Origin of the sequence: Pantoea sp. CFSAN033090 (assembly GCF_001264395.1) — a bacterium.
Taxonomy (GTDB): Bacteria; Pseudomonadota; Gammaproteobacteria; order Enterobacterales; family Enterobacteriaceae; genus Pantoea; species Pantoea agglomerans.
This window is the reverse complement of the sequence record NZ_LGYX01000001.1, coordinates 147,191-173,840: the sequence shown is the minus strand read 5'-3', so window position 1 is coordinate 173,840 and position 26,650 is coordinate 147,191. Positions and strand designations below refer to the sequence as shown.

Genomic DNA, 26,650 nt, shown 5'->3' with positions numbered 1-26,650 from the left:
TAATCCCTCAGTCACTTTAATTACCTACTTTCTTCAGGGTTACTCATGTTAACGAAAATCCGTGTTGTCACCAGCCTGTTACTGGTGTTGCTGGTGTTTGGGCTGTTACAGGCCTTCTCCGGTTCTGTTTTCTACTCCGCATTAAGCCACGACAAGCAAAGCTTCGCCGTGTCGCAGCTGGCGATGCAAAATACGCAGTCGCTCAACGACGCCTATATGAGTCTTAACCAGAGCCGGGTGCTGCTGACCCGTATTCAGCTGCGTTTCGCCACCAGTAAGCTGGAAGGCAAAACGGCCGATGTCGCCACGCTGTTTGACGACAGCAAAAACTTTCAGCAGGCGGCCGCCGGTTTTTTCAAAGTCTTTAAAGAGACACCCGATACGCCGGGACAGAATAGTGAGTTAAACAACCAGCTGGAGCAGCGCTACAGCGACTATGGCGCTGCGCTGGATCAGTTGCAGACGGCGCTACAGGCAAACGATCTGATTGCGGCCGGTAAAGCCCCGGTGGCGCCAAGCCAGAGTGCGTTTCTGACGCTTTACCGTGAATGGCGAGCCGATCAGAATCGCCTGACTACGCTTGGTGTTGAAGAGAACAGTTCTGCTTACAGCCGTATGATGTGGATCCTCTCCACCATCATGGCCGTCGTGGTCGCGGTGATCGTGCTCTGCTGGTTTGGACTGCGCAAAATCGTGATGACACCCCTCAACAGCAGCATTAATCACATTCAGCATATCGCCCAGGGCGATTTAACCCAGCCGATTGTGGTGGAAGGGCGCAATGAGATGACTCAGCTCGCGGCCAGTCTGCATGACATGCAGCAGTCACTGGTGCGCACGGTGACCAATGTGCGTGACGGCTCGGATGCGATTTTCACCGGTGCCAGCGAGATCTCTGCCGGAAACAATGATCTTTCTGCCCGCACAGAACAGCAGGCTGCGTCACTGGAGCAGACGGCGGCCAGCATGGAGCAGCTCACTGCCACGGTGAAACAGAACGCCGAAAACGCCCGCCAGGCGTCACAGCTGGCACTCAGCGCCTCAGAAACCGCAGAAAAAGGCGGCAACGTGGTGGCGGGTGTCGTGAAAACCATGAGCGAAATCGCCAGCAGCTCGAAGAAGATTGCCGATATCACCAGCGTGATTGATGGCATTGCTTTCCAGACTAATATTCTGGCGCTTAACGCCGCCGTTGAAGCGGCGCGTGCCGGCGAGCAGGGTCGCGGTTTTGCCGTGGTCGCGGGCGAGGTGCGTAATCTGGCCCAGCGCAGCGCCCAGGCGGCAAAAGAGATCAAAGGGTTGATCGATGACTCAGTGAACCGGGTCAATGTCGGTTCGCAACTGGTCGGCACCGCCGGGGAAACCATGAGCGATATCGTCAGTGCGGTTACGCGCGTCACCGACATCATGGGTGAAATCGCCTCGGCGTCGGACGAGCAGAGTCGCGGTATCGATCAGGTCGGGCAGGCGGTCACTGAGATGGATCGCGTTACCCAGCAGAACGCCTCGCTGGTGGAAGAGTCCGCTGCGGCAGCCGCCTCGCTGGAAGATCAGGCCAGCCGGTTAAGTCAGTCAGTGTCGGTCTTCAAAATTAAACGCGGCGCGTTGCAGCAGACGCTGACAAAGCATCTGCCGATTGCCGCACCCGCCACGGCGGCGCTGGCACCACGCAAAGCCCTGACGGCGCCGGTCAGTGATACTCACTGGGAAACCTTCTGATGTCACGCTGCGCATCCTGCGGGATGCGCAGCAACCCCTCGCGATTCCTCTGCGTAAAGCCAAACTCAGCAGCTCATGCTGATAAAAATAATTACAAAAGCCACTTCTCTCCTGAAAGCGCTGAATAGCGTTAATTAATCCTGTTACATCGCCGATATAGCCGCTGCACCTAAATTAACCTGCAGGGGAACAAGATGTTAAAAAAAATAAAAGTGGTGACCAGTTTAATCGCAGTCCTGGTCATCTTCGGCGCGCTCCAGCTAGTCGCTGGCAGCCTTTTCTGGTCAGCCCTCAATAAAGACAAAGAGTCCTTTGCGCTGTCGCAGGTCTCTAATCGCAATGTCACCGAGATGACTGACGCCTATATTTCACTGAACAACAGCCGTACCACGCTGAACCGCGGCATGCTGCGCTTACAGACCAGCATGGCCTCGCAGATGAACGGTGGTCAGCTTGATGAGCTGATCAACAAAGCCAATACCCAGTTAGCGGAAGCCGATCGCCACTTTAAAATCTATTACCATCTGCCAACCACGTCAGGTCTTGACGAAACCATGGGCGACACGCTTGAAGCCGATTACGCTAACTACGAAAACGGCCTGAAGGCGATGGTAAAAAGCCTGCAGGCGCGCGACCTGGAAGGGATGTTCAAACAGAACATTGAGCAGAAACAGGTCGCGATGCAGGAGAGTTACAACAAATGGCGTGCGCGTCAGACTGAGCTTTCCGATCAGGGAATGGCGCAGAACCAGAAAGCCTTTAAACAGATGATGTGGCTGCTGGCCGCGATTGGTGTTGCGGTGCTTGCGGTGATTATTACCTGCTGGTTTGGCCTGCGTCAGGTGCTGATTCAGCCGCTGCAACAGCTGCTGGCACAGATTCGCGCTATTGCCTCCGGCGATTTGACCCAGCCGATTGTGGTTGAGGGGCGTAATGAGATGAGCCAGCTGGCAGCAGGCATCCATGAGATGCAGCAGTCGCTGGTGATGACGGTGGGGAATGTGCGTGACGGCTCTGATGCCATCTTTACCGGTGCCAGCGAAATCGCTGCCGGTAACAACGACCTGTCGGCCCGCACCGAAGAGCAGGCCGCTTCGCTGGAGCAGACCGCCGCCAGCATGGAGCAGCTCACTGCCACGGTGAAGCAGAATGCTGACAACGCCCGTCAGGCATCCCAGCTGGCGCTGACCGCCTCCGAAACCGCGCAGCAGGGCGGTAAAGTGGTGAATGGCGTGGTCACAACCATGAAAGAGATCGCCGGCAGCTCAAAGAAAATCGCGGACATCATCAGCGTGATCGACGGCATCGCCTTCCAGACTAATATCCTGGCGCTGAATGCGGCGGTTGAAGCGGCACGTGCCGGTGAACAGGGTCGCGGTTTTGCGGTGGTGGCCGGTGAAGTGCGCAGTCTGGCCCAGCGCAGCGCTCAGGCCGCCAAAGAGATTAAAGGCCTGATTGAAGACTCGGTGTCACGCGTCAACAGCGGTTCACTGCAGGTTGAAAGCGCCGGCAGCACCATGAATGAGATTGTGGGTGCCGTGACCCGCGTTACCGACATCATGGGTGAGATCGCCTCGGCTTCCGATGAGCAGAGCCGCGGTATCGAGCAGGTCGGTCTGGCCGTTACCGAAATGGATCGCGTGACCCAGCAGAACGCCTCGCTGGTTGAGGAGTCTGCCGCCGCTGCGGCCGCACTGGAGCAGCAGGCCAGCGTCCTGACCCAGGCCGTCTCCGTTTTCAAAATTTCCCGCGCCTGATTTTTTCCTCTTTCAACATGGCGGCGGCGTAAAGCCGTCGCCATGCATAAAGTTCCCCCCGTCTCCGCCGATAAATACACACGAATCGCCAACCAATGAGGTGTTTATGTTTAGTCGAGTACGAGTCGTCTCCGGCCTGCTGTGTGTGCTGGCGCTGTTTGCGCTGCTGCAGCTGTTTTCCGGCGGAATGTTTTTCAAAACTGTCAGTTCAGATAAAGAGAATTTTGCCTACAACCAACGCCTGAATACTCTGCAACAGGCGATGGGCACCTCATGGGTTTCGCTGGTTCAGGCGCGTAACACCCTTAACCGCGCCGGTATCCGTTTTCTGCAGGATGCACAGATGTCGGGCTCGGGTGCCAGCGTGAAAGAGCTGGTCGCCCTGGCGGGCGAGGAGCTGAAGCAGGCTGAAGTCAGCTATCAGATATTCAACGATAACCTGTCAGAAGAAGGCAAAACGGCCGAAAACGTCCGGGCGTTACAGGCGAACTACAAGGCCTATCACGATGCGCTGGCGGAGCTGATGGTCTTCTTCACCGCCGGCAATTTCAAAGGTTTTGTGGATCAGCCGACCCAGAGCTACCAGGACAAGTTCCAGAAAGATTACAGCGAGTGGCTTGAGCACAATAAAGCGCTGTCTCAGCAGGGTGTGGAAGCTAACCAGCACGCGTATACCCGCTCCATCACTATCGTTATCGCCACGCTGGCAGTGACCTTGCTGATGATTATCCTGGTGTGGAACGTGATGCGCTCGGTGCTGATCCGTCCGCTGCGTCAGAGCATTGAGCATATCCAGCACATCGCACGGGGCGATCTGACCCAGCCGGTTGAGATTAGCGTGCGTAACGAAATCGGGGAGTTACTGACTTCGCTGCAGCACATGCAGCAGGAGCTGGTCCGTACCGTGCGAACCGTTCGAGACGGCTCTGATGCCATCTATACCGGTGCGAGCGAAATCTCCATCGGCAATAACGATCTCTCTTCGCGTACCGAACAGCAGGCCGCTTCGCTGGAGCAGACCGCTGCCAGCATGGAGCAGCTCACCGCGACCGTGAAGCAGAATGCCGAAAACGCCCGTCAGGCGTCCAAGCTGGCGCTGACCGCCTCTGAAACCGCGCAGCAGGGCGGCAAAGTGGTGGATGGCGTGGTCACCACCATGAAAGAAATTGCGGGCAGTTCCAAAAAGATTGCCGATATCACCAGTGTGATTGATGGCATCGCCTTCCAGACCAACATCCTGGCGCTGAATGCGGCCGTTGAAGCGGCGCGTGCCGGTGAACAGGGTCGCGGTTTTGCGGTCGTTGCCGGTGAAGTGCGCAGCCTGGCGCAGCGCAGCGCCCAGGCCGCCAAAGAGATTAAAGGTCTGATTGAAGATTCGGTTAGCCGCGTTAATACCGGCTCGGTGCTGGTAGAGAGCGCCGGTGACACCATGAGCAACATCGTCAGCGCGGTCACCCGCGTCACCGACATCATGGGTGAGATCGCCTCAGCGTCAGACGAGCAGAGCCGTGGCATTGACCAGGTGGGCCTTGCCGTGACCGAGATGGATCGCGTCACCCAGCAGAACGCCTCACTGGTCGAAGAGTCAGCGGCAGCGGCTGCAGCGCTCGAAGATCAGGCAAGTCACTTAAAACAAGCGGTATCAGTGTTCAATATTGGTAAAGAATTTGTCGCTCAGGCCGTTAACAAGACAACGGCGATGAAAACTCTCCAGTCAGATGCACCGTTAGCCGTTGGTCGTTCGCCTGCTACCCGCAGCGACGACAACTGGGAAACCTTTTAAACGCCCGTGGCCCGGCCGCTATTGAGCCGCCGGGCATCGCAGCAGACAAATAATGTATTGAGTTCGGGCCAGGTGCAGAGATGAAAAAATCGACAATTTTAGATCAAAATGAGACGACAACGCTGCTGTCGCAAATGGTGCAGCGTTTACCGCTCTCCGATACGCATTTTCGTCGTATCAGCCAGCTGATCTATCAGCGTGCCGGTATCGTACTGGCCGATCACAAGCGTGAGATGGTTTACAACCGTTTGGTTCGTCGCCTGCGTACGCTGAACATCGATGATTTCGGTCGCTACCTGGCGCTGCTGGAATCCGATCCGAACAGTGCCGAGTGGCAGGCGTTTATCAATGCCCTGACCACTAACCTGACCGCGTTCTTCCGCGAAGCGCATCACTTCCCGATTCTGGCGGAGCATGCACGTAAGCGACAGGGCAACTTCAGCGTCTGGAGTACCGCAGCGTCAACCGGCGAAGAGCCTTATTCCATCGCCATGACGCTGGCGGAAGCGCTGGGCACCGGACCGGGCAAGTTCCAGGTTCATGCCAGCGATATCGACACCCAGGTGCTGGAAAAAGCGGTGGCGGGTGTTTATCGCCAGGAGGAGCTGCGCACGCTGTCACCCGCGCAAATGCAGCGCTACTTCCTGCGCGGCACCGGTCCTCATGCCGGTATGGTGCGGGCGCGTCCCGAGCTGACCAATATGGTCACTTACGCGCAGCTTAACCTGCTGGCCAATGACTGGGCACTGCCGGGTCAGTTCGACGCTATTTTCTGTCGCAACGTGATGATCTATTTCGATAAAGAGACGCAGGAGAAGATTCTGCGTCGGTTTGTCCCGCTTCTGAAGCCGGGCGGCATTCTGTTCGCCGGTCACTCAGAAAACTTCAGTCAGATCAGTAAAGAGTTCTGGCTGCGCGGGCAAACCGTCTATGGACTGACGAAGGAAAGATGATGAGCAAAATCACCGTGATGTGCGTAGATGACTCTGCGCTGATGCGGCAGTTGATGACTGAAATCATCAACAGCCATCCGGATATGGAGATGGTCGCTACGGCGCCCGATCCGCTGGTCGCCCGCGATTTGATTAAGCAGTTCAATCCGCAGGTGCTGACGCTGGATGTGGAAATGCCGCGCATGGATGGCCTCGATTTCCTGGAAAAACTGATGCGGTTACGGCCAATGCCGGTGGTGATGGTTTCATCGCTGACCGGGAAAGGCTCTGAAATTACCCTGCGCGCGCTGGAGCTGGGAGCGGTGGATTTCGTCACCAAACCACAGCTCGGTATCCGTGAAGGGATGCTGTCTTACAGCCAGATGATTGGCGACAAAATTCGTGCAGCCTCCCGGGCCCGACTGCACAACCGTGCAGCGATGCCGGTGCCGGCGACGCTGAAAGCGGGTCCGCTGCTGAGTAGTGAGAAGCTGATTGCGATTGGCTCCTCCACCGGCGGCACCGAGGCGATTCGCCATGTGCTGCAGCCGTTACCGGCGACCAGCCCGGCACTGCTGATTACCCAGCATATGCCGCCAGGCTTTACCCGCTCTTTTGCCGAGCGTCTGAACAAGCTGTGTCAGATCACGGTGAAGGAAGCTGAAGATGGTGAGCGTATTCTGCCGGGCCATGCCTACATCGCGCCAGGCGCAATGCACATGGAGCTGGCCCGAAGTGGCGCCAACTATGTGGTGAAACTGAATGAAGGGCCACCGGTTAACCGGCACAAACCCTCCGTGGATGTGCTGTTTAAATCGGTGGCAACTTACGCCGGACGAAATGCGGTGGGGGTGATCCTCACCGGCATGGGCAACGACGGTGCCGCCGGGATGCTGGAAATGCATCGGGCAGGCGCCTGGACTATCGCCCAGAACGAAGCCAGCTGTGTGGTATTTGGCATGCCGCGTGAGGCCATTGCCACAGGCGGCGTGAGCGAAGTCGTGGATTTAAGCAACATCAGCCAGCATATGCTGGCGAAAATTAGCGCCGGACAGGCATTGCGTATTTAACAGGCCCGTCCCGCCGGGCGAGACAACTCAGGAGTAGATATGGCTGATAAAAACATGCGCTTTTTGGTAGTAGACGACTTCAATACGATGCGTCGTATTGTGCGTAACCTGCTGAAAGAGCTGGGCTTCAATAACGTAGAAGAAGCGGAAGATGGTGTGGATGCCCTCGGCAAACTGAAAGCGGGTGGTTTCGACTTCGTGATTTCCGACTGGAACATGCCAAACATGGATGGCCTGCAGCTGCTGCAGACCATTCGTGCCGACGCGGCAATGAGTTCGCTGCCGGTGTTGATGGTGACCGCGGAAGCGAAGAAAGAGAACATTATCGCCGCCGCCCAGGCCGGTGCCAGCGGATATGTCGTGAAGCCATTCACTGCGGCAACCCTGGAAGAAAAGCTGGGTAAAATTTTCGAAAAACTGGGCATGTAAGGGGATGTGATGAGCGACTTTCCGAAACCAACTGAGGATGCCGCGGCACACGACATCATTTCACGTATTGGCTCTCTGACGCGCATGCTGCGCGACAGCCTGCGCGAGCTGGGGCTGGATAAAGCCATAGCCGATGCGGCTGAAGCCATTCCTGATGCCCGCGACCGTCTGGATTATGTTGTGCAGATGACGGCGCAGGCCGCCGACCGTGCGTTGAACTGTGTTGAAGCAGCACAACCCCATCAGGATAAGATGGAAGCCGGGGCAACCCAGCTGAAAGGGCGTTGGGATGAGTGGTTTGAGAACCCGATTGAACTGGGTGATGCGCGGGAGTTGGTGACGGATACGCGCGCATTCCTCACCGCTGTGCCAGAGCATACCGCCTTTACCAACAAGCAGCTGCTTGAAATCATGATGGCGCAGGATTTCCAGGACCTGACCGGTCAGGTGATCAAGCGCATGATGGATGTGATCCAGGAAATTGAGCGCCAGCTGTTAATGGTGCTGCTGGAGAATATGCCAGAAGTCAGCGCTGAGAAGCGTCAGGAAGGCACCAGCCTGCTGAACGGTCCGCAGATTCACGCCGATGCACCGGGCGTGGTGGCGAACCAGGATCAGGTTGATGACCTGCTGGACAGCTTAGGGTTCTAGGTTTCGTCCGCCTGCGGGCGTGTGAAACAGCTGCAGGTTATAATAAACAGGGTCACCTTCGGGTGGCCCCGTTCCGCATTGTCAGACCCATCCCCGAAAGAACGCCTGTTTTCTTCATCTTATCTCCGCTTTAACTTAAGCCAGATTTGGCATCCTATGCTCAGAATTCCTGCCAACCGAGGTTTGTCGTGGCTGAAGATAGCGACGAAGACAAAACAGAATCGCCCACGGCCCACCGACTTGAGAAAGCGCGTGAAGAGGGCCAGATTCCGCGTTCGCGCGAACTCACATCCGTACTGATGCTGCTGGCCGGCATCATGATCCTGTGGATGGGCGGCAACATGATGGCGCACCGGCTGGCGGCGATGGTCGCCACCGGACTCCGTTTTGATCACGGCATGGTCAGAGATGACAAAATTATCGTCAGCCACATCGGCAGCCTGATCACGCAGGCACTGATGGCGCTGCTGCCATTGATGGGCGGTCTGGTGCTGGTGGCAATCGCCGCGCCCATGCTGCTGGGCGGTATCGTTTTCAGCGGTAAATCGATCAAGTTCGACCTGAAGAAGATGAGCCCGATGGCTGGGTTCAAGCGAATGTTTGCGGCGCAGGCCTGGACCGAACTGTTTAAAGGCATCCTCAAGACCATCTTAGTAGGCTCGGTGGGCTGGTGGTACATCTGGAGCCACTGGCCCGAGATGCTGCGGCTGATCAGCGAAGCGCCCGTCACCGCGCTGATTCACGGCATGGAGATGATCGCAGTCTGCTGTTCGCTGGTGATGCTGGGGCTGATCCCGATGGTCGGATATGACGTCTTCTGGCAGCTGCACAGCCACTTTAAAAAGCTGAAGATGTCGATGCAGGAGATCCGCGACGAGCATAAGCAGCAGGAAGGTGACCCGCACGTTAAAGGGCGCATCCGCCAGCAGATGCGGGCCGCAGCGCGACGCCGAATGATGGCGGATGTGCCGAAAGCCGATGTCATCGTCACCAACCCGACGCACTACTCGGTGGCACTGCAGTACAACGAGAAGAAGATGAGTGCGCCGAAAGTGGTGGCGAAAGGCGCAGGAGAGATCGCCCTGAGAATTCGTGAACTGGCTGCCGAACACCGCATCCCGGTTCTGGAAGCACCGCCGCTGGCGCGTGCGTTATACCGACATACTGAAATTGGTCAGCACATTCCCGGCGCGCTCTATGCCGCCGTGGCCGAGGTGCTGGCGTGGGTCTGGCAGTCGCGTCGCTGGAAGCGCGAAGGCGGCCTGATCCCAACCAAACCAAAAAACCTGCCGGTTCCGGCAGAGATGGACTTTGCAGGAGAGAGCAAAAACGATGGCTAATAACCTGGCCGCAAAACTACGTTTACCGGGCAACTTTAAAGATATGCAGTGGCAGGTGCTGGCCGGGCCGGTACTGATCCTGATGATCCTGTCGATGATGGTTCTGCCATTACCGCCGTTCATCCTCGATCTGCTGTTCACCTTTAACATTGCGCTGTCGATCATGATCCTGCTGGTGGCGATGTTCACCCAGCGGACCCTGGAGTTTGCGGCGTTCCCGACCATTCTGCTGTTCTCTACCTTGCTGCGTCTGGCGCTGAACGTGGCCTCAACCCGTATCATCCTGATGGAAGGGCATACGGGTGCCGCCGCGGCAGGACAGGTGGTTGAAGCGTTCGGTCACTTCCTGGTGGGCGGTAACTTCGCCATCGGTATCGTGGTGTTTATCATCCTCGTCATCATCAACTTTATGGTTATCACCAAAGGTGCCGGCCGTATCGCCGAAGTGGGCGCGCGCTTTGTGCTGGACGGGATGCCCGGTAAGCAGATGGCGATCGATGCCGACCTCAACGCCGGTCTGATCGGTGAAGATGACGCCAAACGCCGCCGTGCCGAAGTGACCCAGGAAGCGGACTTCTACGGTTCGATGGACGGTGCCAGTAAGTTCGTTCGTGGTGATGCCGTCGCCGGTATTATGATCATGGTGATCAACGTCATCGGCGGCCTGCTGGTGGGCGTGGTGCAGCACGGTATGGATGTGGGTCATGCCGCAGAGACCTATACGCTGCTGACCATCGGTGATGGTCTGGTCGCGCAGATCCCGGCGCTGGTTATCTCTACCGCAGCCGGTGTTATCGTGACGCGCGTTGCCACCGATCAGGATGTCGGCGAGCAGATGGTCACCCAGCTGTTCAAAGATCCGCGCGTGCTGATGCTGAGTGCCGGCGTGATTGGTCTGCTCGGTCTGGTGCCGGGCATGCCGAACTTCGTCTTCCTGCTGTTCACCGCCGCCTTACTGGGTCTGGCCTGGTGGCTGCGCGGCCGCGAAATGCAGCCGAAGAAGAAAGTGGAAGTCACGGGCGGCATCGCCAAAACGGCGGACACGCCAGCCGCCACCGAAGCGTCGTGGACCGATGTGCAGCTGGAAGATACGCTGGGCATGGAAGTGGGCTATCGCCTGATTCCGATGGTCGATCATCAGCAAAACGGTGAGCTGCTGGGACGTATCCGCAGTATCCGTAAGAAAGTCGCTCAGGATGTCGGTTTCCTGCCGCCGGTAGTGCATATCCGCGACAACATGGAGCTGCCACCGGCACGCTATCGCATCCTGATGAAAGGGGTGGAGATTGGCAGCGGTGATGCCTATCCTGGTCGCTGGATGGCGATTAACCCGGGTACGGCTGCCGGAAGTCTGCCAGGCGAAGCGACCGTTGATCCCGCCTTTGGACTGGCGGCGGTCTGGATTGATAGCGCGCTGAAAGAGCAGGCACAGATTCAGGGCTTTACCGTGGTTGAAGCCAGTACCGTGGTGGCAACCCACCTTAACCATCTGATTGGCCAGTTCGCCAGCGAGCTGTTTGGCCGTCAGGAAGCACAGCAGCTGCTGGAGCGTGTGACTCAGGAGATGCCGAAGCTGACCGAAGATCTGGTGCCGGGAGTGATCTCGCTGACCACCCTGCACAAGGTACTGCAGAACCTGCTGGTGGAGCGGGTGTCGATTCGCGATATGCGCACCATTATCGAAACGCTGGCGGAACATGCGCCGGTACAGAGCGATCCGCAGGAGCTGACCAGCGTGGTGCGTGTGGCGCTGGGCCGTGCGATTACTCAGCAGTGGTTCCCGGGTAATGACGAAGTGCAGGTTATCGGGCTCGATTCCACGCTGGAGCGTCTGCTGTTACAGGCGTTGCAGGGCGGTGGCGGACTGGAGCCGGGTCTGGCCGATCGGCTGTTAAGTCAGGCACAGGCAGCGTTGCAACGTCAGGAGATGCTGGGCGCGCCGCCGGTACTGCTGGTCAATCATCCGCTGCGTGCGCTGCTGGCGCGCTTCCTGCGCCGCAATCTGCCACAGCTGGTGGTGCTCTCTAACCTGGAGCTGAGCGACAACCGTCAGATCCGCATGACTGCCACCATCGGAGGCAAATAATGCGCTGGCTGGTGATGGCATTCGTGATGCTGCCACTGATGGCGCAGGCGGCCGGTGGTGCCTGGAGCGCTTCGGCCAATGGGCCGCTGCTGGCGAACCGCGGCAGCTGGCAACGGGCGCAGCCGCTGACGCCGCCCGCTGACATTGGCGGGGAGGTCAGCGTTATTAACTGGCGTTATCAGCTGAGCAGACCGGCCCCGTCCGGCCTGCAGGTGCGCTTGTGCGGCGAACAGCGCTGCACTTCCCTGGAGGGGGCAAGCGGCACCACGCGCGGGCTGGCACATCTGAGCGCCGGTGAGACCCTGCACATGGTGTTTGGTTTTGCCGGAAGCGGGGCGCTACCACCCGGATTACGGGTGGTGAGCAGTGAAGTGATGGTCAATTACGAGTAAGGGTATCGTTGCTGAATTGACTGAAGGCGAGCCGGAGATCGCCTCCTGGCTCCCTTGTTACGTGATGACCCTGGCTGTAAACCGATGCTAACCCTGACCCAGCGGCTGACAGATAATTGACCCGTTTCAAATCCCGTCATGACCAGTGCGTTATAAAGCTTTTCACGCCAGCTGATTCTCTTTCTGCGCCAGAAAATCCTTCAACGGTGTTACGCGACTGATCTCCTCCTGTGCCCTGGCATCATGCATCACTTCCCAGATATCGACACTGTTTTGCAGATTAAGCCAGAACTCAACGCTGGTTTCGAAAGCTGCAGCCAGCCTGAAAGCCATATCCGGCGTCAGCTTCCGGTTATTGTTGACCAGAGCGCTGACGGTGTTGCGGTGCACTTTGAGCATCTCCGCTAAGTCGAGAATCTTCAGGCCGGTTGGCTCCAGATATTCGTAAAGTAATACGTCACCGACAGTGGTCGGTTTGCGGGTCGCCTGGTTCATAGTCTTGCTCTCTTTATTACTGACAGAGGTTGATGTGTTACATGCTGTCTTACAGCGCCTGATGCAGCCAGGCTCAGTTTTCATCGCTTGTGCTTTTTATAGCTATGAGCATCCAGATAAAGGTCAACGGCCTTACCTTCTATCCATTTAAAGATCAGCCGATATTGCTCATTGACCCTGATTGAAGCATATCCCTCGAGAGGCGGGTTTAGCTCCTCATAACGATTGCCAGGCGGCGACTTTAAATCCTTATAGCTAATCGCCGCATTGATGATGTCGAGCTTTCGCGCCAGCGCTGATGAGAGGCTTGACGGTATTCTTTTGGAAAATTTGCCATATAAAAAATAATCCTTAAGCCAGTCATCCCTGAAACTTTCAATATTCCTTAACGTCGCCACCTCATTACCTCCCTGTATCACACTGAAAACAATTTAACGCACCGATGCACAGTGCGCAAGTGCGTAGTTTGTATTCAGGCGTTCACCCCCTTCATTCCCTCCTCAGAGTAGCGACCGCCTTTAACTTCAATCTGCTGATGCACAGCGTTCAGCAACCCGATATCTTCCTCTTCCAGCTCGATATCTGCGGCCTGCGCATTTTCAGTAAGGTAAGCGATCTGTTTGGTGCCCGGTATCGGCACAATTTTGTCATACTGTGCCAGTAGCCAGGCCAGCGCAATCTGCCCGGTGGTGGCGTGATATTTCTCAGCCAGTGGCGTCACCGCGTTAAGAAGCTGGAGATTGTGATCGATATTTTCCTGCCGGAAACGGTCATTGTTTTTGCGGAAATCACCCTCGGCAAAATCGCTGTTTTTACGGTATTTACCCGTCAGGAATCCTCTGCCCAGCGGCGAATAGGGCACCAGTCCGATACCGAGCTTTTTCACCATAGGGAGAATCTCCTCTTCGATGTCACGCGTCCAGAGTGAATACTCCGTCTGCAGCGCGGCCAGCGGATGGATCGCCTGCGCCCGATTCAGTGTTGAAGCCGATGCTTCACACAGCCCAATCCGGGCAATCTTTCCCTCCTGCACCAGACGGCTGAGACACTGCATGCTCTCCTCAATCGGTGTCGCCGGACTGATCCGGTGCAGATAAAAGAGATCGATACGCTCAACGCCTAGCCGTTTCAGTGATGCATGGCAGCAGCGGGTAATGTAGTCCGGCTGATTGTTGATGGTGCGGGCATAGGCCTCTTCAGCAGGACGTTCAATGCCACATTTGGTGGCCACGGTGAACTTCAGCCGTTCGGCCTGATTGAGCCCGGCAAGAAACTGACCTATCAACTGCTCGTTGTGACCGCGACCGTAAAGATCGGCGGTATCGATAAAGGTGATATCCAGATCGCGCAGCTGGCTGAGCAGTTGCAGGGAATGACGGTCATCGGTCTGACCATAAAATTCGCTGAGCCCCATCGCGCCATAGCCGATTGCGCTGACGTCCAGACCCTGAGTTAACGTTCGCTTTTTCATTGTCGCTCCTCGTATGTGAGACGCGATTGTTTCACTCCGCGTGAAAGCAATGAATTGCTCTTTCCGTCATGCAAAAAAGGTATCAGGCGAATGAAAGCGCTTCAGACATACATCCGGCATGCCGACACAGTAAGATCTCAGCAACAGGCTGAGCGGGGATTAACAAGTAAGAAGAGGGGGATGCTTCGCTGCGTTTCAGCGATGCAGCATCATGCGGACTTTATCGCATCCCGGGATCAGAGAGTTCTCTCAGCGCATTGAGAACCGCCTCATTTTTTTCATCGGCGCGAATCGCCGCGTAAACATCAATCGCCAGCTGCTGTGCCGCATCTTCTGTCAGCGGGCGGTAACAGAGACCTGCCTGATTAAAGGTGCATTTTGACTGCGGCATCAGGGCGAACCCTTTTCCTCTGGCGATGTGTGACAGCATCAGCAGGGAATCGTCCGGCTCTCTCACCCGTTTCAACGTGACGCTGAGCGTGGCGAAGTAGCGCTCGCATTTATCGTAAAACAGCGGATTGGCGCTGCGGGCAAACCAGAACAGCGGCAGATCGGCCAGCGCTTCCAGCGAGACCCGTTCCGCCACACTGGCAGGATGCGCCGACGGTATGGCTATCAGCAGCGGCTCACGGTAAACCCAGGCGTACTGAACGGTCTCTTCCGCATCCGACCCCTTTTCTCCGGTAAGTATTAAATCCAGACTGTTTTTGGCCAGGCTTTGCAAAAGCTGAGGGGAGGTCAGGCGGGGCATCTCCATCTCTTCGCTGGCATGAAAAGCGGCGAGCAGCCGGTTAAGTGGCGCAATCAGTTCAAAGTTCAGCGTGCGGGTCAGCCCGATGCGTAGCCGTGCCGCTGCGGGCTGCGCATCCTGCTTCAGGGCATTCAGCGCAGTCAGGATCGCTTCCGCCTTCGCGACCAGCGCACGTCCAGAATCGGTGAGCGTTACCTCATGGGTCGTGCGGCTGAACAGCGAGTGGCCCAGCAGATCTTCCAGACTCTGAATCTGACGGGTCAGCGGAGGTTGCGTCATGCTGAGACGTTCTGCGGCCCGGCGAAAATTCAGCTCGTGCGCAACAGCCAGAAAGCACTGTAACTGTTTTATGGTGGGAAGGTGGCTGCTGATGAGGTGCGCGGCTACAGACATAACACCATCCTGCTGCGAAGATTTGGGGGATCAGAGCGGATATACGAATTCAGCAACGGAGAGGGAAACCCCTCTCCGTTTCAGAGGTTACATGCGCTCGACGGTGTCGATGCCCAGCGTATCCAGACCCTGCTTCAGCGTCTTCGCGGTCAGCGCGGCCAGCTGCAGTCGGCTCAGACGGGTTGTGTCTGATTCTGCGGTGAGAATCGGGCAGTGCTCGTAGAATCCGGAGAACAGACCGGCCAGATCGTAGAGATAGGCACACATCACGTGTGGCGTGCCGTCACGAGCGACCTGCGTAATAACCTCTTCGAACTGCAGCAGACGGGTGGCCAGCTGCGCTTCACGCTCTTCGCTGATCACAATCTCCGCATCCAGCGAATCGGCATCAATGCCCGCCTTGCGGAACACGGAGAGTACGCGGGTATAGGCATACTGCATGTAAGGCGCGGTATTGCCTTCGAACGCCAGCATGTTGTCCCAGTCGAAAATGTAATCGGTGGTACGGCTTTTTGACAGATCGGCGTATTTTACCGCGCTGATGCCAACCACTTCCGCCAGCGTTTTCACTTCCGCTTCGCTCATCTCCGGGTTCTTCTCACGCACCAGCGTGTAGGCACGCTGATAGGCTTCATCCAGCAGATCGGAAAGCTTGATGGTGCCGCCGCTGCGGGTTTTGAACGGACGGCCATCTTTGCCCAGCATCATGCCGAACGCATGGTGCTCCAGCGGAACAGATTCCGGCACATAACCCGCTTTACGGACGATAGTCCAGGCCTGAACCAGATGCTGATGCTGACGTGAGTCGATGTAATAGAGTACACGATCGGCTTTCAGCGTTTCGTAACGATATTTCGCACAGGCGATATCGGTGGTGGTGTAGAGGTAGCCGCCATCCTTTTTCTGGATGATGACGCCCATCGGTTCACCCTCTTTGTTCTGGAATTCATCCAGGAACACCACGGTCGCACCTTCACTCTCTACCGCTAAGCCTTTCTGTTTCAGGTCGGAGACGATACCAGGCAGCATATCGTTATAGAGACTTTCACCCATAACATCGTTGCGCGTCAGCGTGACGTTCATGCGGTCATAGATTTTCTGGTTCTGACTCATGGTGATGTCGACCAGCTTCTTCCACATCTGGCGGCAATAGTCATCGCCGCCCTGTAATTTCACCACATAACTGCGCGCGCGCTCGGCAAACTCAGGATCTTCATCATAGGTGCGCTTGGCTTCACGGTAGAAGCCTTCGAGATCGGCCAGCGCCATCTCTGCATGATCTTCATTCTGCTGCTTTTCCAGGAACGCGATCAGCATACCGAACTGTGTTCCCCAGTCGCCAACGTGGTTCGCACGGATCACTTTATGGCCGAGAAACTCCAGCGTACGCACCGCCGCATCACCAATGATGGTGGAGCGGACGTGGCCCACATGCATCTCTTTCGCAACGTTAGGCGCGGAGTAGTCGACGACGATAGTCTGAGGTTCGGCCAGCTGCACACCAAGGCGCGGCAGACGCAGCGCTTCCCGGGCATGGCTGGCCAGCCAGTTGTGGTCAAGGAAGATATTGATGAAGCCCGGCCCGGCAATTTCGACTTTGCTGGCGATGCCGGTCAGGTCGAGGTGCTGAATCACCGTTTCCGCTAATTGTCGCGGTGCCTGTCCCAGCTTTTTCGCCACGGCCATAATGCCGTTGGCCTGATAGTCTCCAAACTGAACCCGGGCGGATTGGCGAACCTGGGGTTCGCAATCGGCGGGTGCGCCGGCTAAAACCATTGCCTGACTGACTTTTGCGGAAAGAAGTGCCTGAATATTCACCGAGTTACCTTCATGTGCTGAGCAACGCCCGGACCAGAAAGCCGGGCTGTCATCATCTTGCCTGAGCGCATCGCGTCACGGAGAGGCAGAAACGGATGGGGCAGACAAAACGGAAAAAAATGAGGGGAAAAGTATACGTGAAATGTCAGTGGGCGTCAGCAGTTGGATGAAGCGGGGAAACAGAGCTGAATAAGATGTTTCCCTGAGGCATTAACGACGTCGCAGATGACGGCGTGGGTTCTTTACGCTTTTATCTTCACGCACCTTCCAATGGCGGGAGATTGCAAATCCCATCAGTGCGATCAGGACAGCGACAACGATGAGCATAGACATAGAGCCATTCCTTTTGGTTGTGTTAGGTCAAATTTATAGGAAGGCGGGGTGGGCTGCAATTGTTTGCCAGGTAAATGAGAGTTATCTTATTGTATTAAAGAAGTTGATAATAATCATATATTTAACATGCTTTCATCAAGGAACTCATGGTCCTAAACAGGAGATAAATCCGAAATGAAAGATGTTATTATAAGGATTAGCGTTAAATTTCGGGCCAAATAAGATGAATCTTATCATTATGTGATGCTCAGCACGCGGCGCGCCAAAAGCCAGGCGGGTTATAAATGCTAAACAAATTGAGAGGAACTGGGGTAGTGAAGAGATCTTTTCCGGCAGAATTGGATGATTTAAAGACAGATTTAGGACGTTTTGAAGAATCGTTGCAAAGTTTTGCGCAGCGGCTCGGTTTGCGTCTTACCGATCTGGAGGTGGACCATATCGCCGTGCGTTGCCATCAGGACACAACGGCGATGCGCTGGCAGCAAGGTTTGCAGCAGATTGGCACGCAGTTTTCGGCGGCGATGATCAACGGCAGGCAGATTTGTCTGTTCAAACTCCATGACCCGCTGATTGTCGCAGGCAGGCAGATTGAGGTGGTTGAACTGCCATGGCCGGGTGAAAAGCGTTATCGCCATGAAGGCTGGGAGCATATTGAGGTGGTGTTACGGGGCGACCATCAGACGCTGGGCGTGCGCGCGATGGCCTTGCTGTCAGATGAGGCGCTGACGCAGCCGGGTATTTCATTTAAAACCAGTTCACCGCAGGGCGAGAATGAGCGCCTGCCCAATCCGACCCTGGCGGTTACGGATGGGCAGACGACAATCAAGTTCCATCCGTGGCGACTGGAGGAGATTGTCGCCAGCGAACAGAACTAAAGGCGGGCGGCTAACGCACGCTTCAGGCGCGCAACAGCTTCGTCGAGCAGCGCGCGGGTACAGCCGAAATTGAGCCGGACAAACTGGTCATTGCCAAACTCACGTCCGGCGGTTAAGCCCAGCCCGTGCTTTTCAAAATAGAGCGCCGGACTGGCCACACCCAGCGCGCTGGCGTCGATCCAGGCCAGGTAGGTCGCTTCCGGCGAGGCGAGTGACAGGCCGGTCATCTTATTGACCTGCGACACCAGCCAGTCACGGTTACTGCGCAGATAGGCATTCTGCGCATTCAGCCAGGGCTCACCCTCGCGCCATGCCGCTGCTGCTGCCGTGAGTGCCAGAATATCAACATCTGGCACAATGCCGCGTCGTACCCGGTTAAAGCGCGCGCGCAGCCCGGCATTGGGAATGATGGCGATGGAAGCTCCAAGACCGGCAATATTAAAGGACTTTGAGGGCGACATCAGCGTCACGCTACGCTGGGCTGCATCTTCGCTCAGTGAAGCAAAGGGTATGTGCTTAACGCCGGGTTCCAGCAGCAGATCGCTGTGGATCTCGTCGGAACAGACAATCAAATCGTGCTTCTGCGCCAATTCCAGTTGCGCCTGCAGTTCTTCGCGGCGATAGACGGTGCCGCCCGGATTCTGCGGGTTGCACAGCATTAACAGCCGCGCTTTATCGTCCAGCTGACCTTCCGGCGCAGCCAGATCCAGCAGCCAGCGTCCCTGTTGCAGCGTCAGCGGCAGCGTGATCTGACCGCGCTCTGCCAGTTTTGCTGCACCGCGAAACGGCGGATAGATGGGTGTTGGCGCAATCGTCAGCTCGTCAGGCGCGGTGAAAGCGCGCACTGCCAGATTCAGACCGCTTACGACACCCGGCAAAACCACAATCCATTCCGGATTAACGTGCCACTGATAGCGCGAGGCGAGCCAGGCTATCGCGCTATCGATAAATTCAACTGGCGTGTCGCCATAGCCAAAAATCCCATGTTCGGCACGGGTTTTAATCGCATCGATGACGCAGTCAGGCGATCGGAAATCGGTGTCTGCCACCCACAACGGCAGAATGTCCTGGTCCGCATATTTGTTCCATTTAAGGCTATCGCTGTGACGACGGTCTATCCGTTGGTCGAAATTGAATGCCATAGTTAACTTTCCCGGTAAACTCATTCCAGCAGCCAGACTAACTGATGAATCTGCCTTGAACCAGAGTCATGTAAAGGAGAAGAGAATGACCACACTGGAAATTTGCTGCTATGGCGTGGATTGCGCTGTGACCGCACAACAGGCGGGTGCCGATCGGGTTGAACTTTGTGCCGCACCGCGTGAAGGCGGCCTGACCCCGTCGGCGGGGATGCTGAATGCCGCCCGGCAAGAAGTTTCGATTCCGGTTCATCCTATTGTCCGGCCACGTGGTGGCGATTTTTGTTACACCGCACGCGAATTTGAAGCGATGAAATCGGATGTGGCGTTAATCCGTGAACTTGGTTTTCCTGGTCTGGTGATTGGGATGCTGGATGAAGATGCTCACATTCATCATGGTCAGATGCGGCAGATTATGGCGCTTTGTGACGGCCTGGCCGTAACCTTTCATCGCGCCTTCGATCTCTGTCACAGCCCAAAGCGTGCGCTGGAAGAACTTACGGATTTGGGAGTGGCGCGTATTCTGACATCCGGTCAGCAGCAGAGCGCTGAAAACGGAATTGCATTACTCAGGGAACTAAATGAGGCCAGCACCGGTCCTATTATTATGGCGGGTGCCGGGGTACGTCTCAGCAACCTGCAAAAGTTTCTCGACATGGGGATTGATGAAGTTCACAGCTCGGCCAGCCGCCTTGTCGCGTCGCCGATGCGCTACCGCAAAGCGGGGGTCTCCATGTGTTCAGAAGCCGAGACTGACGAGTTCAGCCGCTACTGTGTAGACGGCGATGTGGTTGAGGCGATGAAAAGCGTGATGCAGATGAGCACCGTTCGGGTCGCCTGAATCACAACAGATTTTGCCGCGCAGCACGCCGATCATTGACGTGGTGTTTGCAAGTACCAAACCCCAGTATCCTTGCTGGGGTTCTTTTTGTGCAAAACACACTCCGTCCCGGTTAAATTGTTTTGCGCTTCTCTGGCATATTATTGATGTCAGAGGGATCTGAAATCTGGCTGCAGCGAAGTTATCACTCTTTCGCCTGGCTCGATAAAAATCACCTGCTCCTTATTAATCATTACATGTCATCCAGGACTTTCAGGCCCGGCAGCAACTTAATCACCTGCTTTATTCGTTATGCTGATGCCGTGTCGCCTCTCCGGTCCTTAAAACCTTAAAAGGCGATGCAGGCTGAAATCTTCACAGATTGCCGCTGTTCATCACCGCAGCGTTTACACTGAAAGCAACGTCGCCTGGAAAAGTATCCTATGAAACCCAATCCGATTGCTGTCCTGACTCTGATCCTGACTGCTCTCTGCAGTGGCAGCGCTGCGGCCAGCGCATGCAGCCCGAACAACATTGCTGTGGCTAACAGCAATAACCTGATTTTGCTGGGCGGGAATGCGAAAGGCGCGGTCAAGCAGGTGGTTGCGGGCGAGTTTGGTAAAGATGTGAACTCGCAAAAGCGCGTACTGGGGCAGTTTGACGCCTGTGGCGATCTGACGGTTGCCGACGTCAGCTATGACAAAAGTGAGCGCAACGTTATTCTCAGCATGGAGCAACACATTGCCCGCGTGCAGGGCGGCTGGGTGGCGGAATATGCGTATCTGGTAAAAGTGCTGAAAGAGGGCAAAGAGGTGGTGGTCGATAACCGACAGGGGACGATTAACTGGCAGAAAGGTCAGCATGGCAACATTACCAGCGCCTCCGACAGGTTTACCAGCATGGGTAAAAGCGGCTTTACCGACACGACTTACCGTTATGATCGGCAGTTCAGGCTGGAGAAGAGCGTGGCACGCGGCAGCGATCCCCTGACCAACGGTGAAAATCATTACCACTGGAATCCGCAGGGTCTGGTGACCCGCACCACATCGGCCCGCAGCACCGACAGTTATACCTACGATCCTCAATGGCGTGAAGTGCGGCTCAACGGCACGGCGACCACACCGCTGAGCACCATCCGGTCAGTAGATGAGTGTCAGTCCTGGGATCAGGTAGGTAACTGTACCCTGAGTTATCTGCATGAGACCGAAATCTTCACGCGCGGCACTATTGAGCGCCATCTCAGTTCCGCCTACAAATATGAGTACTGGGACCAGCCAGCGGCGGCGGAGTAAAAGGCGATCGGATGATCGCCTGTCGGGTGGTTATTTAACCGTCTGACTAAAGGCATCCAGCGCCAGCAGCGCGTTTGCAATATCTTCCGGTGAAAGGTTTGGATTAAGGTTTTTCAGCGTGTCGCCCTCACTGTTCGCCAGTGCACCCACTTTGACCAGATTCTCCCAGCTCTCATTTTCCAGATGCAGCTCCCGGAGCGTGGTCGGCATGTTGATCGAGCGATAGAAGCGGATATAGCGCGCAATTTCCTCATCCGGACGCTTCTCAAGCACCATCTGCGTCAGTGTGCCGTAGGCGACTTTCTCGCCATGGGTCAGATGGTGGATATCACCATCAATCGCGGTGAAACCATTATGAATAGCGTGCGCAGCTGCCAGCCCTCCGTTTTCAAAGCCCAACCCTGATAGCAGCGTATTCGCCTCAACCACCGCTTCCACGGCGGGCGTCACTCGTTTTTGGGTGACGGCAACATAGGCGCTGTAACCCCATGTAAGCAGCGTTTCTTCACAGGCACGGGCAATCGCCAGTCCGGCAATTGTCGGATCACCATTGACCATCGATTTTGAATGCGAACGCGCCACCGCCTGCGCTTCAACCCAGGTCGCCAGTCCATCGGCAATGCCGGAGGCAAAGAGTCGTGCTGGCGCACTGGCGCAGACTGCGGTGTCCACCAGCACCAAATCAGGATTTTTGCTGTAGAAGCGATAGCTCTCAAATACGCCGCTATCAGAATAGATGACCGACAGGGCGCTACAGGGGGCATCGGTGGAGGCGATCGTAGGCACGATGGCTACCGGCTGCTTCAGCTCATCCGCCACCGCCTTAACCGTATCCAGCGTTTTGCCGCCGCCCAGTCCGACAACCACATTACAGCCCTGACTTTTTGCCAGCTGGCTAAGGCGGGTGATCTCATTGCTCGACGCCTCGCCGTTGAACTGGTGCCAGTTGAAGGTAACGTCCGCCTTTTGCAGCGCCTGTTGGGCGCGTTCGCCAATCAATTTCCAGACGACATCATCCGCGACCAGGAAAGCGTTATCACCCAGTTCGGCCACGTAGGGACCCAGTTCATCCAGCACGCCCGCGCCCTGCACATATTTACGGGGTGAAGAGAAGATAAATTTACTCATAATCACAGCTCCTTAATATGAAGTTAAACCGCCCTTAGCCTGGCACACGCTGACGAACAGGGAGAGTGTTCAGGGTGAGATAATTCGACGGGCCTGTTACGCTGGCAGGACACCCATACGCTGCTGACCGGCTGTTACCTCCAGGGAGAACGCCATGACCACCACGCTGTTTTCATTTCTGTTTGCCATCACCATACTGACGCTGACGCCGGGCTTTGATACCGCGCTGGTGCTGCGCTCTGCAGTCGCTCAGGGCGCAAAGCGCGCCAGCGTGACGGCACTGGGTATCACGCTCGGCTGTCTGGTCTGGGGTGTTGCGGTGGGATTCGGTTTAGGCGCGCTGCTGCTGGCCTCCGAAATGGCCTATAACCTGCTTAAATGGCTGGGTGCCGCCTGGTTACTTTATCTGGGGCTGAAATTGTTGCTGAAACCCCGTCAGACAGCAATCGACACGCAACAACCGGCGCTGCAACAGGGCTATCTTGCCTGCTTCAGCCGCGGGCTGCTGGGCAATCTGCTAAACCCCAAAGTGGGGATCTTCTATGTGAGTTTTTTGCCACAGTTTATCCCGGCGGGGGCGTCGGTGGCGCTCTGGTGTAGTCTGATGGCGCTGGCACACATGCTGCTGGGGCTGATCTGGAATGCGGTACTGATTGGCGGCAGCCACTATTTCGCCGGTCATTTGCGCAAACCGCGGGTGCTGAAGGTGATGGATCGCCTGACCGGCTGTGTGTTTATAGGATTTGCGGCGAAACTGGCATTGTCTCGCCGCTAGGGCATTACGGTTTGGTGGCGACCAGCACGGCGCGCAGAGGCGCCGGATAGCCCTCAACCGTTTTGCTGGGGTCATCGGGATCGAGGAATTCAGCCAGAGACTCGCTGGTCATCCAGTCGGTGCGGCGTTGCTCTTCAGTGGTAGTGAGGGCGAAATCGACAATCCGGACATCCACAAAGCCGCTTTTTTCCAGCCAGCTTTTCAGCGCTTCAGCTGACGGAATAAAGAAGACATTGCGCATCTGCGCATATCGCTCACCAGGCACCAGCACCTGATTTACATCGCCCTCAATCACCAGCGTCTCCAGCACCAGTTCGCCACCGCTGACCAGCTGATTCTTAAGCTGTAACAGGTGATCCAGCGGCGAACGGCGATGATAGAGCACGCCCATCGAGAACACGGTATCGAATGCCTGCAACACCGGTAACTGCTCAATGCCCAGCGGCAGCATATGCGCCCGGCGATCGTCGTTCAGCAGCTTACGCACCGCTTCGAACTGCACCAGGAACAGCTGCATTGGATCGATGCCAACCACCAGATGGGCACCCGCGCCAATCATCCGCCACATGTGATAGCCACTGCCGCAGCCCACATCGAGCACTGTGCGGCCGGCCAGTGGAGAGATGTGCGGTAGTACGCGCTCCCACTTCCAGTCAGATCGCCATTCGGTGTTGATGTGGGTGCCATAAAGGAAATAGGGCCCCTTACGCCACGGCATCAGGTTGCGCAGTAATTTCTCAATACCCTGACGATGGCGATCGCTGATGTCATCGCGGTCGGCAGTAACGCTGTGCAGCAGGTCAAGTTTTTGAGGCTCCAGCAGCGGCAGATACTCCAGCGACTTGTACCAGTCGCGGAAGTGCCCATGCAGGTTTTCACGCTGCCACTCGCTGATTTGCGCCGGTAACACTTCCAGCCACTTCGCCAGCGGTCCCACCGCAATTTGCTGATAAAAACGGCCAAAGTCGATCATTTCAACGCCACCAGAGATCCAAAATTAAAGCACTGGAACCAGAGTTCGGCGTGCGAGAAACCGGCCTGTTTCAGACGGGCTTTATGAGCTTCAACGCTGTCAGTCAGCATCACATTTTCCAGCATGCTGCGTTTCTGGCTGATTTCCAGTTCGCTGTAGCCGTTGGCGCGCTTGAAGTCGTGATGCATGTTAAACAGCAGCTCACCGACTTCGGCATCTTCAAAACTGAATTTTTCTGACAGCACCAGCGCGCCGCCCGGTTTCAGTCCCTGCCAGATCTTTTCCAGCAGCGCCAGACGCGCAGGTGGTTCCAGAAACTGCAGCGTAAAGTTGAGTACCACCAGAGAGGCGTTCTCAATCTCAATGTCGCGGATATCCGCTTCCAGCACCGTTACCGGTGTGTCTGCGCGAAACGCATCAAGATGGCGACGACAGCGCTCCACCATCGCCGGGGAGTTATCCACTGCGATGATCTGGCAACCCGGCACCTGAATATTGCGGCGCACCGACAGGGTGGCCGCGCCCAGCGAGCAGCCCAGGTCATAAACCTTGCTGTCCGGGGTAACAAAACGTTCTGCCAGCATGCCAATCATCGAAATGATGTTGGAGTAGCCCGGCACCGAGCGCTGAATCATGTCAGGAAAGACTTCAGCTACACGCTCGTCAAAAGTCCAGTCGCCCAGTTTTGCAATGGGCGCTGAGAAGAGTTGATCGCGGTCAGACATATCGAAAATCCGAAGAGACGACGGAAAGGGCGCTATTCTCGCAGAAAGTGGGGCGGGCTGCACCCCTTAACCCAGGCCAGCTTAATGCAGCGTCAGCACCAGTTCCCACGGCATATAGATCAGGTTAAAAATCACCATGCCGCACAGGGAAAACAGCGTCAGCAGCATGCCATATTTGCGGCCTGCCATTGCGCTGCTGCGCAAACCCCAGGCGTGCAGCAGGCGACTGATAAAGAACAGCAGACCCGTAAGATGCACCATCCAGATATCGGCGCCGTTCATCTCCATCATTACCAGCAGAAACAGCGCCAGCGGAATGGTTTCGATGGCGTTGCCGTGAATGCGAATCGCCATTTTCAGGTCGTGGTAGCCGCCATCGCCATACGCCACACGGTAGAATCGGCGATAGCGGACCACGTCCAGCGTGAATTTCATCACCAGTAATGCACCCATCACCACATATAACGCGCTAACCATTGCCACCCCTGCGACTGTCCATAATGCTTCTATTCTAACGGGCGCACAGCCCGCTGTCCTGGGCAGGAATCAAAACAGTGACGTCTGCTGCGGCCAGTCCGGTCCGCTACCTATGCCGGGGTCGATCTGTTGCAGCTGCGGCCAGAGCGCCTGTACCAGCGGAAAAACCTGACCCATATCGGGCGTGTGCAGAAACAGCATGGCGTCGCCCTGTTGCTGCCATTCTGTCAGTTTGTCACGCCAGATCTGAAACAGCGGCACGCTCTCTTCCACGCTATCGCTGCCGATAAACCGCACCATCGGCTGTGAGCCGGTTCGCAGCGCATGAGGCGGCACCCGGGGTTTTTGCGCGCGGGCCACCAGCGCGGCCGGACTTTGCGAGGTAGAGGAGTGAACCGGACGGCTGTCGAGCATCACGCGATTGATGCTGCGCGCCAGCAGGCCGCGATTCAGCGCCCGTTCGGCATCCCCTTTAGCGAAGAAAGCAGGATGGCGGACTTCGACGCCATAGTGAAAACGGCGCGGCAGGCTGTCGAGAAAGCGCCACAGGTCGTCGAGCTGCGTCGGAGAGAAGCTGGCAGGCAGTTGCAGCCAGTACTGACCGATGCGATCGGCCAGCGGCTCCATCAGGCGCAGGAAATCGGTCAGCAGGTCATCGCTGTGCTGCAGCGCCGCCTGATGGCTGATGGTATTGGGAAACTTAAAGCAGAAGCGAAACGCATCGTGCGTCATATCGCGCCAGCGCATCACCGTTTCCGGATTTGGCAGCGCATAGAGCGTGGTATTTCCCTCTACACAATGGAAATAGCGGGCATAGTCCGCCAGGCTTTCGATGCCCCAGCGTTTCCAGTGTGAATGCTGCCACTGGGGCAGGCCAATACGAAGTGTCACGCGCGCTCCTGGCTGCAGATTAAGATACCCCATTATCCGCTATGGTCAGGCTGGGGGGCAAATGCACAGAGGAAATCGGCGCTTTGGCGCGGATCTGCTTATCCTGTCTGGCTTTTTCCATTATAATGACCGCCA

General features: G+C 56.4%; 26 protein-coding genes. 14 read left to right on the top strand and 12 right to left on the bottom strand.

The genetic code is table 11. The annotated features are described in order from the left end of the window. The first annotated feature begins 45 nt into the window (after positions 1-45). The 10 genes from AFL22_RS00865 (at position 46) to AFL22_RS00820 (ending at position 12,159) form a co-directional block, all read left to right on the top strand. A complete protein-coding gene (locus tag AFL22_RS00865) occupies positions 46-1,719 on the top strand; it encodes a methyl-accepting chemotaxis protein (RefSeq protein WP_052270595.1) in 1,674 nt (557 codons plus the stop codon). Positions 1,720-1,913: 194 nt separating this feature from the next. Beyond that, on the top strand, positions 1,914-3,476 hold the full coding sequence (locus AFL22_RS00860; RefSeq protein ID WP_022625501.1) for a methyl-accepting chemotaxis protein: 1,563 nt from the start codon (positions 1,914-1,916) through the stop codon (positions 3,474-3,476). Between the two features lie 106 nt (positions 3,477-3,582). Then, entirely contained in the window at positions 3,583-5,259 is a 1,677-nt protein-coding gene (locus AFL22_RS00855; RefSeq protein WP_010258548.1) for a methyl-accepting chemotaxis protein, read from the top strand. 80 nt (positions 5,260-5,339) lie between these two features. Further along, the gene (gene cheR, locus AFL22_RS00850) at positions 5,340-6,212 is read left to right on the top strand and encodes a protein-glutamate O-methyltransferase CheR (RefSeq protein WP_010258551.1); all 873 of its coding nucleotides are present in this window, start codon (positions 5,340-5,342) and stop codon (positions 6,210-6,212) included. After that, a complete protein-coding gene (locus AFL22_RS00845) occupies positions 6,212-7,261 on the top strand; it encodes a chemotaxis response regulator protein-glutamate methylesterase (protein WP_010258555.1) in 1,050 nt (349 codons plus the stop codon). Before cheR ends, AFL22_RS00845 begins: the two co-directional genes overlap by 1 nt. Positions 7,262-7,300: 39 nt before the next feature. Continuing rightward, positions 7,301-7,690 (top strand): chemotaxis response regulator CheY, encoded by a 390-nt coding sequence (gene cheY / locus AFL22_RS00840; protein WP_010258559.1) that lies wholly within the window; start codon positions 7,301-7,303, stop codon positions 7,688-7,690. 9 nt (positions 7,691-7,699) lie between these two features. After that, positions 7,700-8,341, top strand: coding sequence for a protein phosphatase CheZ (gene cheZ / locus AFL22_RS00835; protein ID WP_003849160.1), 642 nt, complete (start codon positions 7,700-7,702; stop codon positions 8,339-8,341). A gap of 188 nt (positions 8,342-8,529) precedes the next feature. Next, positions 8,530-9,681, top strand: coding sequence for a flagellar biosynthesis protein FlhB (flhB, locus tag AFL22_RS00830; protein ID WP_010258565.1), 1,152 nt, complete (start codon positions 8,530-8,532; stop codon positions 9,679-9,681). Beyond that, positions 9,674-11,767 carry a flagellar biosynthesis protein FlhA gene (flhA, locus tag AFL22_RS00825; RefSeq protein WP_052270594.1) on the top strand — a complete coding sequence of 698 codons (2,094 nt, stop codon included), beginning with the start codon at positions 9,674-9,676 and terminating at the stop codon, positions 11,765-11,767. Before flhB ends, flhA begins: the two co-directional genes overlap by 8 nt. Next, positions 11,767-12,159, top strand: coding sequence for a flagellar protein FlhE (locus tag AFL22_RS00820; RefSeq protein ID WP_052270593.1), 393 nt, complete (start codon positions 11,767-11,769; stop codon positions 12,157-12,159). The genes flhA and AFL22_RS00820 overlap by 1 nt, the downstream gene beginning before the upstream one ends. A gap of 162 nt (positions 12,160-12,321) precedes the next feature. Here AFL22_RS00820 and AFL22_RS00815 read toward each other — a convergent pair whose 3' ends face one another. From AFL22_RS00815 to AFL22_RS24610, 6 genes are all read right to left on the bottom strand, one after another. Next, the gene (locus tag AFL22_RS00815) at positions 12,322-12,654 is read right to left on the bottom strand and encodes a HigA family addiction module antitoxin (protein ID WP_039391120.1); all 333 of its coding nucleotides are present in this window, start codon (positions 12,652-12,654) and stop codon (positions 12,322-12,324) included. Positions 12,655-12,734: 80 nt separating this feature from the next. Continuing rightward, entirely contained in the window at positions 12,735-13,052 is a 318-nt protein-coding gene (locus AFL22_RS00810; RefSeq protein WP_052270592.1) for a type II toxin-antitoxin system RelE/ParE family toxin, read from the bottom strand. A gap of 74 nt (positions 13,053-13,126) precedes the next feature. Further along, the gene (locus AFL22_RS00805) at positions 13,127-14,125 is read right to left on the bottom strand and encodes an aldo/keto reductase (RefSeq protein WP_052270591.1); all 999 of its coding nucleotides are present in this window, start codon (positions 14,123-14,125) and stop codon (positions 13,127-13,129) included. A 220-nt stretch (positions 14,126-14,345) separates the two neighbouring features. Beyond that, positions 14,346-15,269: a LysR family transcriptional regulator gene (locus AFL22_RS00800; RefSeq protein ID WP_052270590.1), complete on the bottom strand. Its 924-nt coding sequence runs from the start codon at positions 15,267-15,269 to the stop codon at positions 14,346-14,348. Positions 15,270-15,356: 87 nt separating this feature from the next. Next, positions 15,357-17,087, bottom strand: a complete 1,731-nt coding sequence (gene argS, locus AFL22_RS00795; protein WP_010258588.1) for an arginine--tRNA ligase — start codon at positions 17,085-17,087, stop codon at positions 15,357-15,359. Positions 17,088-17,297: 210 nt separating this feature from the next. Continuing rightward, positions 17,298-17,420 (bottom strand): hypothetical protein, encoded by a 123-nt coding sequence (locus AFL22_RS24610; RefSeq protein ID WP_009089698.1) that lies wholly within the window; start codon positions 17,418-17,420, stop codon positions 17,298-17,300. A 314-nt stretch (positions 17,421-17,734) separates the two neighbouring features. On the opposite strand from AFL22_RS24610, the gene AFL22_RS00790 reads away from it, so the two are divergent. After that, a complete protein-coding gene (locus AFL22_RS00790) occupies positions 17,735-18,295 on the top strand; it encodes a VOC family protein (RefSeq protein WP_010670812.1) in 561 nt (186 codons plus the stop codon). Here the strand turns inward: AFL22_RS00790 and AFL22_RS00785 are convergent. Beyond that, entirely contained in the window at positions 18,292-19,437 is a 1,146-nt protein-coding gene (locus AFL22_RS00785) for a PatB family C-S lyase (RefSeq protein ID WP_052270588.1), read from the bottom strand. The two genes, AFL22_RS00790 and AFL22_RS00785, sit on opposite strands and share 4 nt — an antisense overlap. Before the next feature lie 85 nt (positions 19,438-19,522). On the opposite strand from AFL22_RS00785, the gene cutC reads away from it, so the two are divergent. Together cutC and AFL22_RS00775 are read left to right on the top strand one after the other, a co-directional pair. Continuing rightward, a complete protein-coding gene (gene cutC, locus AFL22_RS00780; protein WP_010258601.1) occupies positions 19,523-20,275 on the top strand; it encodes a copper homeostasis protein CutC in 753 nt (250 codons plus the stop codon). 422 nt (positions 20,276-20,697) lie between these two features. Next, positions 20,698-21,546 (top strand): hypothetical protein, encoded by an 849-nt coding sequence (locus tag AFL22_RS00775; protein WP_052270587.1) that lies wholly within the window; start codon positions 20,698-20,700, stop codon positions 21,544-21,546. A gap of 30 nt (positions 21,547-21,576) precedes the next feature. On the opposite strand, the gene AFL22_RS00770 is transcribed toward AFL22_RS00775, so the two are convergent. Then, on the bottom strand, positions 21,577-22,674 hold the full coding sequence (locus tag AFL22_RS00770) for a glycerol dehydrogenase (RefSeq protein WP_052270586.1): 1,098 nt from the start codon (positions 22,672-22,674) through the stop codon (positions 21,577-21,579). Between the two features lie 154 nt (positions 22,675-22,828). On the opposite strand from AFL22_RS00770, the gene AFL22_RS00765 reads away from it, so the two are divergent. Then, complete coding sequence (locus AFL22_RS00765) at positions 22,829-23,449, top strand: LysE family translocator (RefSeq protein ID WP_052270585.1); 621 nt, start codon at positions 22,829-22,831, stop codon at positions 23,447-23,449. A gap of 4 nt (positions 23,450-23,453) precedes the next feature. Here the strand turns inward: AFL22_RS00765 and cmoB are convergent, their stop codons facing one another. From cmoB to AFL22_RS00745, 4 genes are all read right to left on the bottom strand, one after another. Continuing rightward, positions 23,454-24,422 (bottom strand): tRNA 5-methoxyuridine(34)/uridine 5-oxyacetic acid(34) synthase CmoB, encoded by a 969-nt coding sequence (cmoB, locus tag AFL22_RS00760; protein WP_010258611.1) that lies wholly within the window; start codon positions 24,420-24,422, stop codon positions 23,454-23,456. Further along, complete coding sequence (cmoA, locus tag AFL22_RS00755) at positions 24,419-25,147, bottom strand: carboxy-S-adenosyl-L-methionine synthase CmoA (protein ID WP_010258614.1); 729 nt, start codon at positions 25,145-25,147, stop codon at positions 24,419-24,421. Before cmoA ends, cmoB begins: the two co-directional genes overlap by 4 nt. 81 nt (positions 25,148-25,228) lie before the next feature. Next, entirely contained in the window at positions 25,229-25,624 is a 396-nt protein-coding gene (locus AFL22_RS00750; RefSeq protein ID WP_010258617.1) for an MAPEG family protein, read from the bottom strand. A 69-nt stretch (positions 25,625-25,693) separates the two neighbouring features. After that, complete coding sequence (locus tag AFL22_RS00745) at positions 25,694-26,515, bottom strand: DUF72 domain-containing protein (protein ID WP_052270584.1); 822 nt, start codon at positions 26,513-26,515, stop codon at positions 25,694-25,696. Positions 26,516-26,650 lie beyond the last annotated feature (135 nt).